A 17345-nucleotide genomic window follows, 5' to 3' on the forward strand; every position below is an offset into this window, starting at 1 on the left:
ATTCTAAAAAGATAGACTGCTATGGGCTTACGTACCTCCGTAATAGTAAACGGAATAAACAATTTGAGCGATGCTCGTTATTGCGCCGGCATGGGCGTTGATATTATCAGCTTTAACCTGAAACTGGATGACAAGGAGCGTATGACTTCCGATACGTTGAAGGAAATTGTGGGCTGGGTATCTGGCGTGAAACTGGCCGGCGAGTTTGAGCGCGCCAAGCCCGATATCATCAACCAGTACGCCGATGACTTCGGCCTCGACTACATTCAGCTCGATACGCCCTACCTAATCGACGAAATCGAAGAGATCAACCGTCCGGTTATTCAGAAGGTGTTTATCAATAAAGACACGGTAGAAAGTGAACTGCTGGAAATGATGGAGCTGTATAGCCCTTCTGTTGACAGCTTCCTGATCTATTCATCAGATTTTGATAACATCGACGAGACCAACATCAAGTTCCTAAAAAACATCTCGAAACGCTTTCAGGTATACCTGGGCTTCGGAGTTCACCGTCAAAATATCAATACCGTCCTGAAAGAAATCAAACCTGCCGGCATCGGCCTGCGCGGTGGACACGAGATCAAGCCTGGTTTAAAAGACTTTGACGAGCTTCAGGAAATCTTCGAAGAGATAGAAGAAAATTAGGAAGTTTAGGAGTTTTAGAGTTGAGAAGTTTAAGAGTTGGAATCTAGCGACTTTAAGCTGTAATGTCTTTCCCAGGCGTAAACCATTCTGAACGTTCTCAATCTAAATGCCCAAAATCCCCTGAATGCTCTTTCGGACATCCATGTCCGGAAGCATTTCTGCCGGGGACATCCTTGTCCCCGTATACCTGTGAATCTTAGCAAGGGGATTAGGAAATCCCCGACAGTTTGCTTCGGAATTGATAAATCCCGAAGAGCCTTGTAGCAGAGCCTTTTAGAAAATATGATCGCTTGTAAGGACAGGTCGCAACCTGCCCGAATCGTGCACCGGGCTTGAACTTGATTTTTTATTAGACTTGCTATACCTTGTATACCTTGAAATACTACGAGGTAACCATGCCAAATTAACAAAGACGGTCTGCTATACCTGGGTATAGCGGACCGTCTTGTTTTAAACTATTGTGATTATACCTGAGTGCTTATACCTTGAACTGCAGGTATTTGATGGTGATCTCCTCGGCCAGGTAGCGTTTTTCGTAAGTGGTGTAAATGCCCATGGTATGCTCCTGCAGATCGGACTGGTACAGGTTAGAGGTATAGAGCAGGTCTTTCGGATCACGCTCCTGCAACACTTCCAGAGTATAATCAAAGAGCATCTGATTGTCGGTCTTCAAGTGAAGGATGCCGCCAGGCTTTAGAATTTTGGCATACAGGTCAAGAAAACGCGGCGAAGTAAGCCGGCGCTTGATATCGCGGTCTTTCGGTCGCGGGTCCGGGAAGGTCACCCAAATCTCGTCCACCTCTCCTTCTGCAAAGTTATCTTCCAGGTTCTCGATGAAGGTGCGCAGGAAAGCCACATTGTGCAGATCTTCCTCTTCCGCCAGCGAACTGCCCTTCCATATCCGGGCTCCCTTAATGTCCAGTCCCAGGAAGTTTTTGTCCGGATACAGGCGGGCCATCCCCACGGTATACTCCCCACGGCCGCAGCCTATCTCCAGAATCAGGGGATTGTCATTTTCGAAAAACTCTTCCCGCCACTTACCCTTCAACTGACCATAGAGTTCCCCTTCTGGTTCTATCACATTTTCACGCTCCGCTATGGCGGCAAACTTTGCTAATTTACTTCTTCCCATCTTTTATAATTCGTCAATCTCTGCGACCACAAAGGTACTACCTCCAATAAATATTACCTCATCCGGTTTCGCATTTCGCCTGGCCGCCGCAATGGCTGCGCTCACCGTCGCATACGCTTCACCTTGCAAGCCTACCTGACTGGCTTTTTCCTGGAGCTCCCCCACAGGCAAAGCGCGCGGAATCTGGGCCTGACAGAAATAATAAGTATACTCTTTTGGCAAAAGTTGCAGGATGGTGGTAACATCCTTGTCATTCACGGCCCCAAAAACCATGTGTACCTTTTTAGGATTTAGCGCATGCAACTGATAAAGTATTTGTTTAATACCATCCACATTGTGCCCTGTATCACAAATAGTTAATGGATTAACTCTCAGTACCTGCCAGCGTCCTTTCAGGCCTGTGATAGATTTAGTGTTAGCTATACCCTGGCGAATGGCTTCGTCTGAGATACTAAACCCTCGCTCACGAAGCAGCAACAGTGATTTGAGCACACCGGGCAGGTTATACTGCTGGTATACCCCTGCCAGATCAGACTGGAGTGAAGGCAGCCACAAGTTACCATCCAGGTATACATCGTATACCTGTCCCTCCAGATGCTGTTCCAGCACGTGCACGCGAATGCTATCAGTAGCGAAGTAAAGCGGAGCCTGTTCATTAGCAGCCTTTTGCTCGAATACCTGCACGATGTCAGCTTGTTTGGTACTGATCACGGCAGGTGTGTGGGGCTTGATGATGCCGGCCTTCTCCCCTGCTATTTCGGGCAGCGTATCGCCCAGCAGCGCCTGGTGGTCTAGACCAATATTCGTGATAAGCGAAAGCTCCGGCGAAATGATGTTGGTAGAGTCCAATCGGCCACCCAGGCCTACTTCGATCACGGCAACGTCTACCTGCTCGTCAGCAAAATACTGAAAAGCAAGCGCCACAGTCATCTCAAAAAAGGAAGGTTTTACCTGCTCGAACAAGTCCTTGTGCTGCTCCACAAAGCGGATCAGGTAATCCTGTGGCAGCTCAGCACCGTTCACTCTCACCCTTTCGGTAAAGGACTTGAGATGCGGCGAGGTATAGAGGCCCGTCTTGTAGCCGGCGCTCTGAAGCACGGCTGCCAGCATATGCGAACTACTGCCCTTGCCGTTGGTACCTGCCACGTGCACCGTCTTAAACTTATGCTGCGGCTGACCAAGTGCATCGCAGAGGGCTATAATGTTGTCGAGGCTCTTCTTAAAAGCAACATTGCCGATGCGTTGAAACATCGGCAATTGCTGGTATAGGTAATCAAGACATTCTTGATAAGTCATGAAATCAATAGAAATTAGCGTGATCTGATCACAAAGGTAACCGTACCAGTAGCGCCAGTTGTAGCTCTGCTTCCTCCTATGCGGCTGAAGGTTGTTTTCTGTAGCTGTTCACGGTACCATTTCTCTACATGGGGCGACACCGTGCTTTCCAGTCGGTCAATGCCGATCAGGTTGCCGTCAGCGTCGATGCGGATGCGGAACTTCACAAAACCTGTTTCATTTTCGTAAGGGTCGCGCTTCGGAGAAATGTCATAACGCCAGCCGGCCATATCCAGACCGTCGCCACCACCACCACCACCTGGCGTGCCTTCGTAGTTCTTGGCCCCCATGATGCCTCTTGGGTCACCTTTATCACCTACTTTGTTGGCGTCGTCGCCATTGTTGTTACCAGTGGCTTCGTTCGATGTGCCGCTTTTGCCGGTGCCGGTGCTTTCAGTTGGCTTACCAGGGTATAGCGCACGTGGCTTTTCAGGCTCTGGCTTCTTCACTTCCTCCTTTGGTTTCTCCACCGGCTTCTTCACTTCCTCTTTCGGTTGTGGCTTTGGCTGGGGCTTTGCTTCTTCTTTTACGACCACAGGCGCATCAGCAGTTGTAGTCACTACTTTTGGCGTTTCAACCGGAGTTGGAGGGGTTGGTGTAGCTGCTACAACAGGCTTCGGATCAGGTAATGGTTCCGGCTGCGTCGGAGCAGGCTTGCTGTCCTGCACGTTCTTGGACTCGTTTGGAGTAGCCTTCGACTGCACATCCCCACTGCCTACAGCATCCATACCAAAATCAATCTCAATACCCATTTCCTTGTCCGGCTTACCCGGTGCCCCACTCCAAGCCAGCAGGTAGAATAAAAGCAACAGGATAATCACGTGCAGGGCTATACTTATACCTGCCGCAATTTTCCTGTTTTTCTCTTCTTCCTTATTTAATGCTATCTCCATCTCAATACTTATTATTCTGTCGGCGTTGTGGCCAGCGTTACCTTCGCGTTTAGACCTGCCGCCACACTGGCAACATTTACCAGGTACTCCACCGGAACGCTCTTATCGACATGTAGTACAACCACGCCTTCTTCTGCCTTCTGCAAAAGTGCTGCCAATTGCGGCTCAAGATCTGATAGATTGATCTCTTTGCCGTTTAAGAAATACTTTAAGTCCGGCGTGATGGTAACGTTTATTTTTTGGATGACAATGGTAGATGACTTACTTGTAGGCAAACTAACCGGTAGGCCGGTAGGCGCTACAAAGTTTGAGGTAAGCATGAAAAATATGAGCAACAGAAATATGATGTCGGTCATCGACGACATATTGAACTCTGGATTGATCTTATTTTTAGAGCGTAAATTCATGCTTAAAGTTGTGGTTCTTGTAGAAGATCAATAAACTCAATCGAAGTGTACTCCATACCGTGCACAATATTGTCGATCTTGGACACCAAGTAGTTGTACCCTACATAGGCAGGCAAACCGATAATCAAACCGGTAGCGGTTGTTACCATCGCCTGGTAAATACCAGCCGAAAGCAGCTGCGGGCTAATGGTACCCTCCGCCTGTGCAATGGCAATGAAGGCCTGAATCATACCTGTTACCGTACCGAGGAAGCCCAGCATAGGCGCTGCACCTGCAATAGTAGCGAGGGAAGCCAGGTTTCGCTCCAGCTTGCTAATTTCGATCTTGCCTACGTTCTCGATAGAAGTCTCAATGTTTTTAAGCGGGTTACCAATGCGGCTAATCCCCTTGCCCAGCATTCTGGCTACTGGCGTGTTCGTTTGGGCGCACAGCATGCGTGCACCATTAATGTCGCCTGCCAGTACCATGCTCTTGATGCGATCGCTGAAACCATCGGGGTTTTTAGCGGCCTTCATGAGGGTGAGGTAACGCTCGAAGAAAATGTAAACAGCAGCCAGTGACAAAAGTAGCAGCGGGATCATGGCCCAGCCACCCGCCATCGCCAGGTCCATCAACGAAACTGAGTTTTCCGCTGCTTCTGCACCCTCCATCAACATAGAAGTCGTATCAGCAGGAGTCGTTGTAATTTGTAAGAAGAGAGATGTCATGTTAATTATTATAAACCCAAATATTTTCTCCGAATGATTTTCTGTAGGTATTCATAGCAGCCTGCGCCTCCTCCGCCGAAGCAAAGTCCGCTACAGATACTTTAAAGAGCCTGCTGCCTTTGCCAGGCTCCAGAACTTTGGCCTCATGGCCGAACTCCGCTATCTCCTGACGGCTGAACTCCGCGTTCAGCATGCGGGCATAACCGCCCGTAATAATATAAAAACGACCATCTTTATCGCTTACCGTGGTCACTACGGGTGCCGGTGCTACTTCTTCTATAATTGACTCAGCCTTCTCATTAACGAATTCATCTGCAGCATATTGAGCATCCTGTCCGGAAGTATTGCTTGAAGCGTCGCTCCAGGCATCTGCTCCTTCTTCTATACCTGCTTCCGATGCATCCATTACATCATGTCCTAAAGTAGCTTCGTGTTGAACAGGTATAGTAACAGTGGAAGTCTTTTCGCTCGCCAGCTCCTCGTCATTTAAAAGCGAAGTTGGGTACAGGCTGCTCAGGTTATAATCCGTTTGAAGGGATAGCATGTACAGGGCCGTTCCTACCAAACCTGTCAGGGCCAGACCGGCAGCCACGTGGTAGGCGCGCTTCAGTCGGGCTTTGAAAGGTTTATTGGCCGGTGCGGGATCTGCTGCCTGGCGCTCCTTAATGAGGGTGCGCAGCACAGCCGGCTCCTCATGACGGATCGGTCTTGCGACGATCTCGGGCAGGCCGAAGCTTGCTTCCAGCAGGTTATCACCTTCTGTGTATTCAAATACTAGTCGCTGCTCGTGGTTGTATTTGAACACGCCGATGTCGGTGAGCTCAAACCGCTGCTCACTTTCCAGACGGGTTCGTACCTCATGCACAAAAGAGACGACCAGCTGCCTGGCCTCTTCTTTTGAACTACTGTTGGCATAAGCGATGGTGCTGATGAGCAGTCCATCGTTCAGAACCAGCTTTTCGTTGAAAGCAATCTTTTTGGACGGCGGCACCAGCGTATGCTTCACCGGATTGATCCGGGCAGGCACATAGCGCGTAATCAACCCGCCAAAATCAGGTATGATCACGCAGTCGTGATTATAGAGCAGGTGCTTGATGTGCTTTTCTACCATAGGCACTTAGAATGAATAAGAGACTCCTCCTATCAGGTTGATACTTTTGTTGGGGTAATTTACAAACCTTTCGTACTTCTGCGCAAACAAATTATTCACCATCAGAAAAGTTGTGAATCTGTTGGAGAATCTGTAATCGGCCTTTAGGTTCAGGTCCACGATCGTATCCGTTTCCCGCAGCCTGAATGTGCCGTCAGGATGGTTAACGCGCCCGAAAGAACTCCCAATATAGTAAAGTTCTGAATTAAAGAGAATCTTATCATAGAAGTTGTAGGTGGCAAAAACGCTTGCCATCAGCTCCGGACGGTGAAATGCCTGCTCTAAGGTGGCTGTGCTATACTTGTTATAATCAGCCTTTAATCCAATGCGCAGTTCGTCTGAATAATTGAAAGTAGCCTCTCCATAAATATTCAAAACATTTGTTACGCCGTCGTCATACAACAGGTCAAATTTGGATGAGTCGCTTGCCGAGTTGTTGTAGAAGTACATGTTGCGGAAGTTCTGGTAGGCCACACGACCCGTCAGGTGTACAAAGTTAGCAATGTTGGCCTGCATACCGCCGTATACCTCCAGCCCTTTGTTCTGATCTGCCACTCGTACATTCGGCGCCAGGTATGGGTTCTCCTGGGTCAGCTGATATAAAGTAACCCTTTGAAGGTCGCCACCTATACCTGCGTAAATCAACAGGTTACCTTTTACTGGCTCCACTCCTACACGTACCGTTGGGTATACATTGAATTTGCGGGCGTCGTTCACAGTGTCGCCTGTGTAGGCGATGTTAGCACCGATCGCAAGCCGGATGGCATTCAGCTGGCGTTCGTACTGCGGATGAACTTTGAACAAGGTACGGCTAACAGAAGCAGAGTCCTTGTGCGATACCAATGAGAGGTCAGCATCAACCTTAAAAGCAGACACATCATCCAAACCGTACTCGGTATTCAGTTTGGCAGCGATGTTCGTCTCCCGCATGTCGTAGCGGTCGTTGAGGTAGTTCACGTTCAAACCTGCTTTGAACAGGAGCGGCATACCGGCACCATGGTTGTGCATATACCCTTCGGCATTCACGCGGTTGAACACCTGGCTGATGGTGTCACGGTCCACAGTGGTTTCTTGGGGACCATATCCGTAGAAATGATATTTGTCGCGTCCGTAGCCTAGCTTACCACCCAAGGTAAGGCCCTGCAGGTACGACTCGCCATTCAGGTTGATGGCGGAGTTTGTCACAGCGGAATTCTTCCCGTCCACCGGTCCTCTGGCAGAGGTAATATGGCTGATATCCGCTCCGTAGGAAGCCGTATTGCTGCGCTTGTTATGGAAGTAGCCTTTCAGGTAAAGCGTACCGTAGTTGCCTATACCTGCCTTTACATAGTTACCGTACAGCTTGGTCAGTTCGTCCTGCTTGATGGTGAGTACACGCATCTGGAGGTCAACATCCTGCCCTTCTAGGCGGTAGTCATTGAAACGGTAACGCACATTGCGCTCACCCGGCTCCGGAGCAACCACGGCAAACTTCTGGTAGTTACGTGAAGCCCGCGGCAGTTCGATCTTGCGATCCTTCTCCACCACTACTTCAGAATCCTGTAGCTTAGCACCTTCGCCCCAACCTGTTGTCTGCGCCTGGGCACTGTTCAGAAAGCTATACCCGGCACACAGTACAATCGCTGCTATGGAAGCTTTTTTAAATCTATTCTTCATGTTGCTATTTCTCTTCATGATGCATTATCGCTTTCTTCCCTTTACTGAGTCAGCCGGGGCTGTGCTGGGGGCGCCACCCAGTTTGGCCAGCTTCTGTTTTGCCTCTGCCACGATCTCCGGCACCGGTGAGTGCTCTATAACGGAGTTAAGTGTTGACGTGGCCTGGAAGGTTTCGTTCTGCGCCACATAGTTATCAGCGATGATCAGGAATGACTTGCCCAGCCAGAAATCATAGCTGGAGAACTTCGTGTTGAAGTCAAAGGCAACATCAATCGACTCTGCATATTTTTTCTGCTTGTACAGGATCTCCGCCACCAGGTAGTGCGCTTCCGCTCCATTTTCATCTGTCGCGGACGCGGATGCTTCACGCAGTTCTTTCAGGGCCTGGTCCAGATTGCCTTCGGCATAGGTTGCTTTGCCTTTGTAGAGTTGCGCTGTGTTGAAGACATAAAGTGCGGAATTACCCTGGCTGATCAGCTCGTTGGCAATGCGCTTCGACGCGGCATAGTCGTTTGACAGGAAGTGGCTCTTCATCAAGCCAGTCAGAGCAGTTTGCTGCTCCCGACGGTTTGTGGCCGTGTCGCGCAGACGGCTGTAATACTTGATCGCCTCTTCGTAGTTCTTGTTCTCAAACTCGGCGTCAGCCACTTTCTGAATCGCACGGTTCACGTACTCACTCTTGTTTTCCTCCACAACAGCTTTCATGAGCGGCAAGCCTTTGTCCGGCTGGTTCACCCTTATGTAAGAATCCGCCAGGAAGTAGTTGGCTTCGCTCACATAAGGGCTGTTCGGATAGGCCTTCAGGTAATTCTCGAGTTTAGCGACTGCCTGATCGTACTTTTCGTTGAAGTAAAGTGTCTTCGAGGCTTCAAACTCAATGCTTTCGAGGGCATTGCTCTCGGGGTTAGCCGTTCTGAATTTCTCGGCATACGTATCAAATTCAGCGCTTTGGTTCTGGGTAGCCAACACTTCCTGAAGGCTATAGAGTGAACCACTGGCAGAACGGGAGTTCGGGAATTCGTCGAGCACGCGTTTATAATCTGCCGCGGCCTCTGCATTACGGCCCAGGTTAGCATAAGCTATACCTCTCTTTTCCAAGGCATTCGGTAGCAGTCGGCTCTGCGGTCTTCCCTGGATCAGCGCCGTGAAACCAGAAACAGCTGACTGGTAGTTGCCTCCTTCAAAATCGATGATGGCACGCTGGTACATGGCCGGCTCCACGTAGCGCGACTTCTGGTACTGACTGTACACGGTCTGCAGGCTTTGCTTGGCTGCTTCTTTGTTCCCCATCAGACTCTGTACTATACCTTTCTGGAAGTATACATAGTCTTTGTCATTGGAATTAGAGGCCAATACTTTGTCGTAGAGCGCCAAGGCAGGTGCATACTGCTTTTTCACATAATGCAGGTCAGCCAGGCGCATCATGGCATCAAAGTGGTTCGGGTCGCTGGTGCTGGTACCGTCCACGTAGGCCTTGAAGTGCGGCATGGCTTTGTCGTACTCCTTACTGTTGTAATAGGCATAGGCTATACCATAGCGCGACTTCATATAGTACTCCGACTTGCGGGCTTCGCTGTTTCGGAATACGGCAGCGTAGCTGTTGATAGCATCCACATAACGCTGCCCCATCGAGTAGGCCTCCCCTTTCACAAAGTGGCTGGCCGCCGTGATCTCCTTGTCATAAGGATACTGCAGCGATTTATCGAGCAAGGTAACTGCCGTCGGGAATTTGCCTTCATTGTAAAGGTTCACGCCGTACAGGTGCGTCATGCGCTGGTAAGTCTCCAGCATGCGGTAGCTCTTGTCCGGCATATTCTCAATGTGCCGGATCGCCTCTGAGTAATTGTTGGAGTTGAAGTAAGCCTCTGTCAGCAGGGCGTCCACGTCAGCGGTATGCTCCGATTTAGGGAATTCCTGGTTGAAGTTCTGCAGGGAGTTGAAAACGTCGCGGAAGTTACCCAGCTCGTAACTTACCTGTGCAAATTTGACGGTAGCGGCTTCCGTGATCGTTCTATCCTTGTCATTTTTGCGGGCCTGATCAAAGGCGGTGAGGGCATACTGCTTGTTGTCCTCGCGCAGATAGCTTAACCCTAAGTAGTAAGCTGCATTCTGTCCGAGCGCGTCCTTTTTGCTGGCTACTTCCTTAAAATTGGCAATCGCGTTTTTATAGTTGCCGTTCTTGTAGTCGGTGTAGGCAATCTTGTATTGGATCACCGGGTCCAGCTTGCGCTTGCCCTGGGCATACTGGCTAAAATACTCCTCGGCTTTTTTGTATTCGGCACGCTGGTAATAAGCGTCCCCTACCAAAAGCGCGATTTCTTCTGCCTGCTGTACTTTCGGGGTTTTGGCCAAAGCCGCCTCCCCGTATTTGATCACTTCGAAAATATCCTGCTCCTTATACAGGATCTCCGTGATCATGTAAGGCACGATCTGCGCATAAGCCTCGTTCTTCTCAGCAATCAGAAGATCAGCCTTCGCTGCGTCGTAGTCGCCCTCGCGGTAGGAAATATAGCCGGCGTAGTAGTTAGAGGCATACGCAAAACGGTTCTCGTCTTCTCTGAAGCCGGTCGTCTTGTTTTTGTCGAACCAGATCTTGGCGTTTTTGAAGTCCTTAGTGGCGAAATAAGAATAGCCTAGCTTAAACTCTAGCTCTTTGTTCTGCTTGATACTCAGAAGATGCGTCGGGGCGCTCTCCAGTTTCTCTACCGCCTTTTTGTAGTCCTTGTTTTCAAAATAGAAAAGGCCCAGCTCGTAGTTCGCCAGGGTCGTCTTCGGGTGGGCCGGGAACTTGCGGGTAAAGTTCAGGATCAGCTGCTCAGCGTCGGGGTGCAGCAGGTATAAGCCACTCAGCGCATAGTAATATTGCGCGTCTGCGGTCTTGGCGTCGTCTCCGATCAGGTTGATGTACTTGCGGAAGGCCTCCTGAGCTGCTCCGTACTTGGCGCGGTCAAACAATTCCACCCCCTCATGGTAGTGCTTGTCTTTTGTGGTGAACACCTGGGTGTGCTGGGCCACCGCCATGTGGCTTCCCCCAGCCAAAACCGATGCCAGCGCTACTTTATAGGCTATCTTCATATGTATCTTACTGCCCGATTACGAGCTATTCTTATGGCTTATTCTTATAAAACAGGTATAGACGCCCGCAAGCGCCATGCCCGACAGGCAAACTCAAAGTTAATTAAAAATCGATAACCGCACGAACCACAAGCGTTAAACATCCGGCAACTAAGCAACGGAAAACACCTCACACCTCTATACAATGCCGCAGCAGCAGCAAATATTGTGCTGATCGCGGGAAATTGTGCTTAATGGGAGGTCAAAGTTCTCGGAACCGGATGCAATATCTTGAAAACCAGTTCCTTTAAAATCTCTGATTCGCTCATATCGCCGCCACTTATGCCCTTCACCTGCAGGTCGGCTACCCGGATATGGTGAATGATATCCACCACGCACATAAGCGGAAAAACCCGCAGCGCCAGCATATACTCTTTTACCAGGAAGCCTCGGTTGCCCAGGCTCTTCCGCACCCCAGACTCTGACTTATCAGCGGACTGGTGCAGGGTTAAAAGCTTGGTGAAAAACGTAAAGAGCAGACTCAGGTTAGGTATGAGGGGGTTATTTTTAGGATTCGCTTCAAAATACTGCACGATCCGGTTGGCCTTGAGCGCATCCTGTGCGATAAGTGCCGACTGGAGCTCAAAAACATTGTATTCCTTGCTGATGCCGACATTCTCCTGTACCACCCGATCGTCTATTATCTGCCCGGGCTGCAGGTTGATCAACAGCTTGTCTATCTCGTTGGCCTGGCGTGACAGGTCGGCGCCTATAAACTCGCTGAGGAGCAGCACCGCTTTGGGGCTGATCTGCAGGCCTTTAGTCTTCACATAACCGGTAATCCAGGCAGGCACTTGGTTATCGTACAACTTTTTGGTGGTCAGCAGCACAGCGTGTTTCTGCACCACCTTGCCCAGCGACTTACGACCATCCAGTGTTTTGTGCTTATGGCAGAACACCAGTATAGTAGAAGGCAGCGGGTTTTGCAGGTAGGCTTCCAGCTGTCTGATCCCTTCTTCCCGCTCCAGGTCCACAATACTCTGCGCCTCCTTTACGATCACGACCTGTCGCTCCGACATCATCGGGAAACGCTTAGCCTGCAACAACACCGTGGCCACATCCACATCCTTGCCGTATACCACCACCTGGTTGAAGCCTTTTTCGTGCTCCTGCAGCGCGTGCTTTTCTATAAAGTCAGCAATCTGGTCAATGTAAAAGGATTCCTCTCCTTGCAAAAAATACACGGGCGCAAACTGCCTTTTCTTTAATTGCTCCAAGATGCCCTCCGGGGTGTGCGACATTGTGTTGGTCAGGTATAAGGTGGTGACGGATCAGGTATACTGACACCAAATATACAGGTATCTGCGCTGCAAATGAAAGGCTCAACCACCAAAAAGGAATAAACCTCCGATATGTTCTCCTCCTCCTGCCTATTGTATAATTAAGACAGTGAATACTGTGGTCTCCTTCGTGAATCTTCAATCTTTAGGTATAGCCAGTGCATTTAACTATATGCAAGTGAAAAGCTTATATTAGCAGTCAAGAGAAATTCCCTGTTGCAATTTCAAAATGAATCAACAGGTATAGCTTTAGCTGTACATGGCAAGCGCTATACCTTGAGGTTGTTTTCGGAATGACTCGGTCGTAAGGGAATTACAGACCGCGAATTTGCCAACTCTTTCCTATATTTGCTCCAAACTGACGATTTTTAAGCTTACATGAATCTGATAGAAGAATTAAGATGGAGAGGCATGCTCCACGATTTCATGCCCGGTACAGAAGAACAATTGGCTTCCGGCATGACCACTGGTTATATCGGATTCGACCCGACCGCATCCTCATTGCATATTGGCAACCTGGCTACTATTATGTTGCTGGTGCACCTGCAGCGTGCCGGTCATAAGCCGATTGCGCTGGTAGGCGGTGCCACTGGCATGATCGGCGATCCATCCGGCAAATCGGCCGAGCGAAATCTGCTCGACGAAGCGACCCTGCAGGCCAACCAGGCAGGTATACGAAAGCAGCTCGAGAAGTTCCTGGACTTCAACTGCGGCGACAATGCAGCCGAGATCGTGAACAACTACGATTGGTTCAAAGAGTTTAGCTTCCTGGGTTTTCTGCGCGAGGTGGGCAAGCACCTGACCGTAAACTACATGATGGCCAAAGACTCGGTGAAGAAACGCATTAGCGCAGATGAAGAAGGCAACCGTGCCGAAGGCCTCTCCTTTACGGAGTTCTCTTACCAGCTTATTCAGGGCTACGATTTCTACCATCTTTACAAGAACAAGAACGTGCGTTTGCAAATGGGTGCCTCGGACCAGTGGGGAAATATCACGACGGGAACCGAACTGATACGTCGTATGGACGACGGCAAAGCCTTCGCCCTGGTAGGCAAACTGGTGACCAAATCAGATGGTACTAAATTTGGCAAGTCCGAGGGTGGTAACGTATGGCTCGACCCCGCCTATACCTCCCCTTACAAGTTTTACCAGTTCTGGCTGAACCTGTCGGATGAAGAGGCTGAAAAGCTGATTAAGGTATACACGCTGCTACCTCAGGACGAGATTGAGCACTTGACCGAAGAGCACAAACAGGCCCCTCATTTGCGTGTATTGCAAAAAGCGCTGGCTAAAGATGTTACAATTCGCGTGCATTCAGAAGAAGATTACAAATCAGCTGTCGATGCCTCTGAAATTTTATTTGGAAAAGGCGATTTAGAGACTCTAAAAGGCCTAAAAGAGGATGTTTTGCTATCTGTATTCGAAGGCGTGCCGCAGATAGAGGTAAGCAGAAATAACTACGAGGGAGCGGCCACAGTAAGTGATCTGCTTTCTGACGTGACAGGAGGCCATATTTTCGAATCGAAGGGTGAGGCCAAGCGCATGATTAAGAACGGGGGCGTGAGTATCAACCGCCAGAAGATCCAGGGAACGGAAGAACCTGTAAATTACGAGCTGCTGCAGGAAAAATACCTGGTAGTGCAAAAAGGAAAGAAAAACTATTTCCTGATTTCCATTAACTAATTGATAAACAGTCATTTAAAAACAAGAAAGGTGATCTTTGCAGATCACCTTTCTTGTTTTTTGGTGCTTTAAGAAGCTTATTTCTTCTCTGGAGTGCTGTTTTTCATGTCCTGAACTTCCTTACGGATGTCCTGCGCCATGTTTTTCAGGTCCTGCATGCCTTTGCGTACTCGCGTACCAGCAGCTGCATTGTTTTTGTCATAGAATTTTTCGAAGTCAGCTTCCAACGACATTACAAGGTCCTTGAGTTTGCTAAAGTTGTTGTTCATTTGAGGTGTTAATTATAGTGAAACATTTGTTTTTACTGCTCCAATATACACATTAAATGATAACATGCAAAGATTAGCAAACTTTAATATAGGCCTCCAGAGCAAATTAAACAGATACTGCTGACTTAGAGTATAGGCCTTTATCTAGTTTTTGTGCAATCTTTTCAAAAGCGTCGATCGTCTCTTTCACGTCGTCCAGGGTATGCACAGCTGTAGGGATCAGGCGAAGCATGATCACGTCTTTTGGCACAACCGGATAAACCACGATAGAGCAGAAGATGTTGTAGTTCTCACGCAGATCGAGTGTCAGCTGGGTAGCATCCGGAATCTGACCGTTCAGGAATACAGGCGTAACCGGTGACTCTGTAGTACCGATATTAAAGCCTTTTTCGCGAAGACCAGACTGCAGGGCGTGTACTACTTCCCATAGCTTGTCCTTCAGCTCCGGCTGGGTACGCAGCAGCTCCAAACGCTTGATGGCTCCAATAGTCAATGGCATTGGCAGCGACTTAGCGAAGATCTGAGAGCGCATGTTGTAGCGCAGGTACTCTACCACTTGTTCGTTAGAAGCAACAAATGCACCGATGCTGGCCATTGATTTGGCAAATGTAGAGAAGTAAACGTCTATACCGTCCTGGCAGCCTAAATGCTCACCTGTGCCGGCACCGGTCTTACCCATAGTACCAAACCCGTGCGCATCATCCACAAACAGACGGAAGTTGAATTTCTCCTTCAGCTTCACCACTTCGTCCAGCTTGCCCAGGTTACCGGACATACCGAACACACCTTCAGTGATCACCAGAATGGCACCACCTGTGTTCTCAGCCCAGCGCGTGGCACGCTCCAGTTGCTTCTCCAGGCTGGCCATATCGTTGTGCGAATACACAAAGCGCTTACCCTGGTGCAGACGAACGCCGTCAATGATACAGGCATGCGATTCGGCATCGTATACAATCACATCGTGGCGGTCAACCAGCGCATCGATAATAGACACCACTCCCTGGTAACCGAAATTCAGCAAAAGGGCATCCGGCTTCTGCACAAAATCCGCCAGTTCTGACTCCAGTTGCTCATGATAATTGGTGTTGCCAGACATGATGCGGGCACCCATCGGCGTCGCCATACCCCAGGCCGCAGCGGCTTCGGCATCGGCTTTGCGCACTTCCGGGTGGTTTGCCAGGCCCAGGTAGTTGTTAAGGCTCCAGGTAAGCACCTCTTTGCCCCTGAACTTCATACGCGGGGCAATTTCCCCTTCAAGCTTTGGAAATGTGAAATAGCCATGCGCATAATGTGAGTGGCTGCCTAACGGACCTCTGTTGGTCAACAACTTTTCAAATAAATCCACCTTGTGTTTAATTAAGTTACGGGATAATTTAAGGATTTTATGTAGTAGGTTATACTATATATTCAGTTTATATTATACTGCTTGCAAATTTATGATTTTATAGATTCATAAACAATTTCTAATACAGCTCCCTCCCCTTTTTCGGCAGCTCATTTTTAAGTTTGCCTGTTATACCGTTTCTTTGAAGAAAAATAAAGCTAAGCTGCAGCATGAGAAAAATCAACAAGATACTGGTAGCCAACCGTGGTGAAATCGCCCTGCGCGTGATGCGTTCTGCCAAAGAAATGGGTATCAGCACGGTAGCCGTCTACAGCGAGGCCGACCGTAACGCCCTGCATGTGCGATACGCTGATGAAGCCGTTTGCGTCGGTGGTCCCAAATCAAATGAGTCCTACCTGCGGGGTGATGTGATCATTGAGGTCTGTAAACGACTGCAGGTTGATGCGATTCACCCGGGCTACGGCTTTCTATCAGAAAACGCAAATTTCGCTCGTCAGGTGCAGGAAGCCGGTCTGATCTTTATCGGCCCTTCCCCGGAAGCCATTGAATTGATGGGAAGCAAACTGGCCGCCAAAGCTGCCGTGGCCAGGTATAAGATCCCCATGGTTCCAGGCACGGAAGAAGCCATAACCGATGTTGAAGAGGCCAAAGTGATCTCCTCAAACGTTGGATTCCCCATCCTGATCAAAGCCAGCGCCGGTGGTGGTGGCAAAGGGATGCGCGTGGTGGAAAGCGTAGAGGTGTTCGAAGAACAGATGAAACTGGCTGTCAGCGAAGCGACATCTGCTTTTGGCGATGGTTCGGTCTTTATCGAAAAATATATCGGTTCTCCGCGCCACATCGAAATACAGGTGCTGGGCGATACACACGGCAACATCGTGCATTTGTTTGAGCGGGAATGCTCAATTCAGCGCCGTCACCAGAAAGTGATCGAGGAGGCACCTTCTGCCGTCCTCACTCCAGAACTGCGTGATGAAATGGGCCGCTGCGCCGTTGACGTGGCCAGAGCCTGCGACTATGTAGGAGCTGGCACGGTAGAGTTCCTGGTGGACGAGAACCTGAACTTCTATTTCCTGGAGATGAATACCCGCCTGCAGGTAGAGCACCCTGTAACAGAGCAGATTACGGGTTTGGACCTGGTGAAAGCACAGATTCTGATCGCCGAGGGCAAACCGCTCCACTTCCGCCAGGAGGACCTGCAAATAAACGGACATGCGCTGGAACTGCGGGTATACGCCGAAGACCCGGCCAACAACTTCCTGCCAGACATCGGTCGCCTGGAAACCTACGTGCGTCCACAGGGACTTGGCGTACGCGTAGACGATGGTTTTGAGCAAGGGATGGATATTCCGATCTACTATGACCCGATGATAGCGAAACTGGTGACTTTTGGTAAAGATCGTCAGGAAGCCATCGAGAAAATGCTGCGGGCGATTGACGAGTATAAGATCACAGGTATAGAGACCACGCTTCCTTTTGGCAAATTCGTGCTGCACCATGAGGCCTTCGTTTCTGGTAACTTCGACACCAAATTCATTGAGCGCTATTTTACTCCTAGCGTACTGGAGGCTAAGCCAACTGAGGATGCGGAAGAAATTTCGGCTGTTTTGGCGGCGATGCTATTAGGGAATAACAAGCCAAAGGCCAGCGCGACAAGTACTGGCACACAGACCGGAAGTGTTTCTAACTGGCGTAAGAACAGGGCATAGCAAGGTATAGTCTAATTATA

Annotated in this window: 14 protein-coding genes; 3 read left to right on the top strand and 11 right to left on the bottom strand. The window is 49.4% G+C overall.

Features of this window, described 5'->3' with window-relative positions:
* Positions 1-21: 21 nt before the first annotated feature.
* Positions 22-645, top strand: coding sequence for a hypothetical protein (locus tag L1278_RS15065; RefSeq protein WP_253405851.1), 624 nt, complete (start codon positions 22-24; stop codon positions 643-645).
* Positions 646-1123: 478 nt separating this feature from the next.
* Here L1278_RS15065 and trmB read toward each other — a convergent pair whose 3' ends face one another.
* The 9 genes from trmB to holA form a co-directional block, all read right to left on the bottom strand.
* Positions 1124-1777, bottom strand: a complete 654-nt coding sequence (trmB, locus tag L1278_RS15070) for a tRNA (guanosine(46)-N7)-methyltransferase TrmB (RefSeq protein ID WP_253405853.1) — start codon at positions 1775-1777, stop codon at positions 1124-1126.
* A gap of 3 nt (positions 1778-1780) precedes the next feature.
* Positions 1781-3073 carry a folylpolyglutamate synthase/dihydrofolate synthase family protein gene (locus L1278_RS15075; RefSeq protein WP_253405855.1) on the bottom strand — a complete coding sequence of 431 codons (1293 nt, stop codon included), beginning with the start codon at positions 3071-3073 and terminating at the stop codon, positions 1781-1783.
* Between the two features lie 14 nt (positions 3074-3087).
* Positions 3088-4005 carry a hypothetical protein gene (locus L1278_RS15080; protein ID WP_253405856.1) on the bottom strand — a complete coding sequence of 306 codons (918 nt, stop codon included), beginning with the start codon at positions 4003-4005 and terminating at the stop codon, positions 3088-3090.
* 11 nt (positions 4006-4016) lie between these two features.
* A complete protein-coding gene (locus tag L1278_RS15085; protein ID WP_253405859.1) occupies positions 4017-4412 on the bottom strand; it encodes a biopolymer transporter ExbD in 396 nt (131 codons plus the stop codon).
* Between the two features lie 2 nt (positions 4413-4414).
* Entirely contained in the window at positions 4415-5068 is a 654-nt protein-coding gene (locus L1278_RS15090) for a MotA/TolQ/ExbB proton channel family protein (protein WP_253406016.1), read from the bottom strand.
* A gap of 52 nt (positions 5069-5120) precedes the next feature.
* On the bottom strand, positions 5121-6230 hold the full coding sequence (locus tag L1278_RS15095) for an SPOR domain-containing protein (RefSeq protein WP_253405860.1): 1110 nt from the start codon (positions 6228-6230) through the stop codon (positions 5121-5123).
* Positions 6231-6236: 6 nt separating this feature from the next.
* On the bottom strand, positions 6237-7925 hold the full coding sequence (locus L1278_RS15100) for a TonB-dependent receptor (protein ID WP_253405861.1): 1689 nt from the start codon (positions 7923-7925) through the stop codon (positions 6237-6239).
* 24 nt (positions 7926-7949) lie between these two features.
* The gene (locus L1278_RS15105; protein ID WP_253405862.1) at positions 7950-11000 is read right to left on the bottom strand and encodes a tetratricopeptide repeat protein; all 3051 of its coding nucleotides are present in this window, start codon (positions 10998-11000) and stop codon (positions 7950-7952) included.
* 230 nt (positions 11001-11230) lie between these two features.
* Positions 11231-12280: a DNA polymerase III subunit delta gene (gene holA / locus L1278_RS15110; RefSeq protein WP_253405863.1), complete on the bottom strand. Its 1050-nt coding sequence runs from the start codon at positions 12278-12280 to the stop codon at positions 11231-11233.
* A gap of 417 nt (positions 12281-12697) precedes the next feature.
* Here holA and tyrS point away from each other — a divergent pair, with 417 nt between their 5' ends.
* Positions 12698-14002: a tyrosine--tRNA ligase gene (gene tyrS, locus L1278_RS15115; RefSeq protein WP_253405864.1), complete on the top strand. Its 1305-nt coding sequence runs from the start codon at positions 12698-12700 to the stop codon at positions 14000-14002.
* A 77-nt stretch (positions 14003-14079) separates the two neighbouring features.
* Here tyrS and L1278_RS15120 read toward each other — a convergent pair whose 3' ends face one another.
* Positions 14080-14271, bottom strand: coding sequence for a histone H1 (locus L1278_RS15120; RefSeq protein WP_116543523.1), 192 nt, complete (start codon positions 14269-14271; stop codon positions 14080-14082).
* A gap of 106 nt (positions 14272-14377) precedes the next feature.
* On the bottom strand, positions 14378-15616 hold the full coding sequence (locus L1278_RS15125; protein ID WP_188499620.1) for an aminotransferase class I/II-fold pyridoxal phosphate-dependent enzyme: 1239 nt from the start codon (positions 15614-15616) through the stop codon (positions 14378-14380).
* Positions 15617-15825: 209 nt separating this feature from the next.
* Here L1278_RS15125 and accC point away from each other — a divergent pair, with 209 nt between their 5' ends.
* Complete coding sequence (gene accC, locus L1278_RS15130) at positions 15826-17325, top strand: acetyl-CoA carboxylase biotin carboxylase subunit (protein ID WP_253405865.1); 1500 nt, start codon at positions 15826-15828, stop codon at positions 17323-17325.
* Positions 17326-17345: the final 20 nt, after the last annotated feature.

This window comes from Pontibacter sp. HSC-36F09, from assembly GCF_024171605.1.
Lineage (GTDB): Bacteria > Bacteroidota > Bacteroidia > Cytophagales > Hymenobacteraceae > Pontibacter.

Coding starts and splice junctions, on each gene's coding strand:
- L1278_RS15065 (WP_253405851.1), top strand. CDS start 22: ATGGGCTTACGTACCTCCGTAATAGTAAACGGAATAAACAATTTGAGC.
- trmB (WP_253405853.1), bottom strand. CDS start 1,777: ATGGGAAGAAGTAAATTAGCAAAGTTTGCCGCCATAGCGGAGCGTGAA.
- L1278_RS15075 (WP_253405855.1), bottom strand. CDS start 3,073: ATGACTTATCAAGAATGTCTTGATTACCTATACCAGCAATTGCCGATG.
- L1278_RS15080 (WP_253405856.1), bottom strand. CDS start 4,005: ATGGAGATAGCATTAAATAAGGAAGAAGAGAAAAACAGGAAAATTGCG.
- L1278_RS15085 (WP_253405859.1), bottom strand. CDS start 4,412: ATGAATTTACGCTCTAAAAATAAGATCAATCCAGAGTTCAATATGTCG.
- L1278_RS15090 (WP_253406016.1), bottom strand. CDS start 5,068: ATGTTGATGGAGGGTGCAGAAGCAGCGGAAAACTCAGTTTCGTTGATG.
- L1278_RS15095 (WP_253405860.1), bottom strand. CDS start 6,230: ATGGTAGAAAAGCACATCAAGCACCTGCTCTATAATCACGACTGCGTG.
- L1278_RS15100 (WP_253405861.1), bottom strand. CDS start 7,925: ATGAAGAATAGATTTAAAAAAGCTTCCATAGCAGCGATTGTACTGTGT.
- L1278_RS15105 (WP_253405862.1), bottom strand. CDS start 11,000: ATGAAGATAGCCTATAAAGTAGCGCTGGCATCGGTTTTGGCTGGGGGA.
- holA (WP_253405863.1), bottom strand. CDS start 12,280: ATGTCGCACACCCCGGAGGGCATCTTGGAGCAATTAAAGAAAAGGCAG.
- tyrS (WP_253405864.1), top strand. CDS start 12,698: ATGAATCTGATAGAAGAATTAAGATGGAGAGGCATGCTCCACGATTTC.
- L1278_RS15120 (WP_116543523.1), bottom strand. CDS start 14,271: ATGAACAACAACTTTAGCAAACTCAAGGACCTTGTAATGTCGTTGGAA.
- accC (WP_253405865.1), top strand. CDS start 15,826: ATGAGAAAAATCAACAAGATACTGGTAGCCAACCGTGGTGAAATCGCC.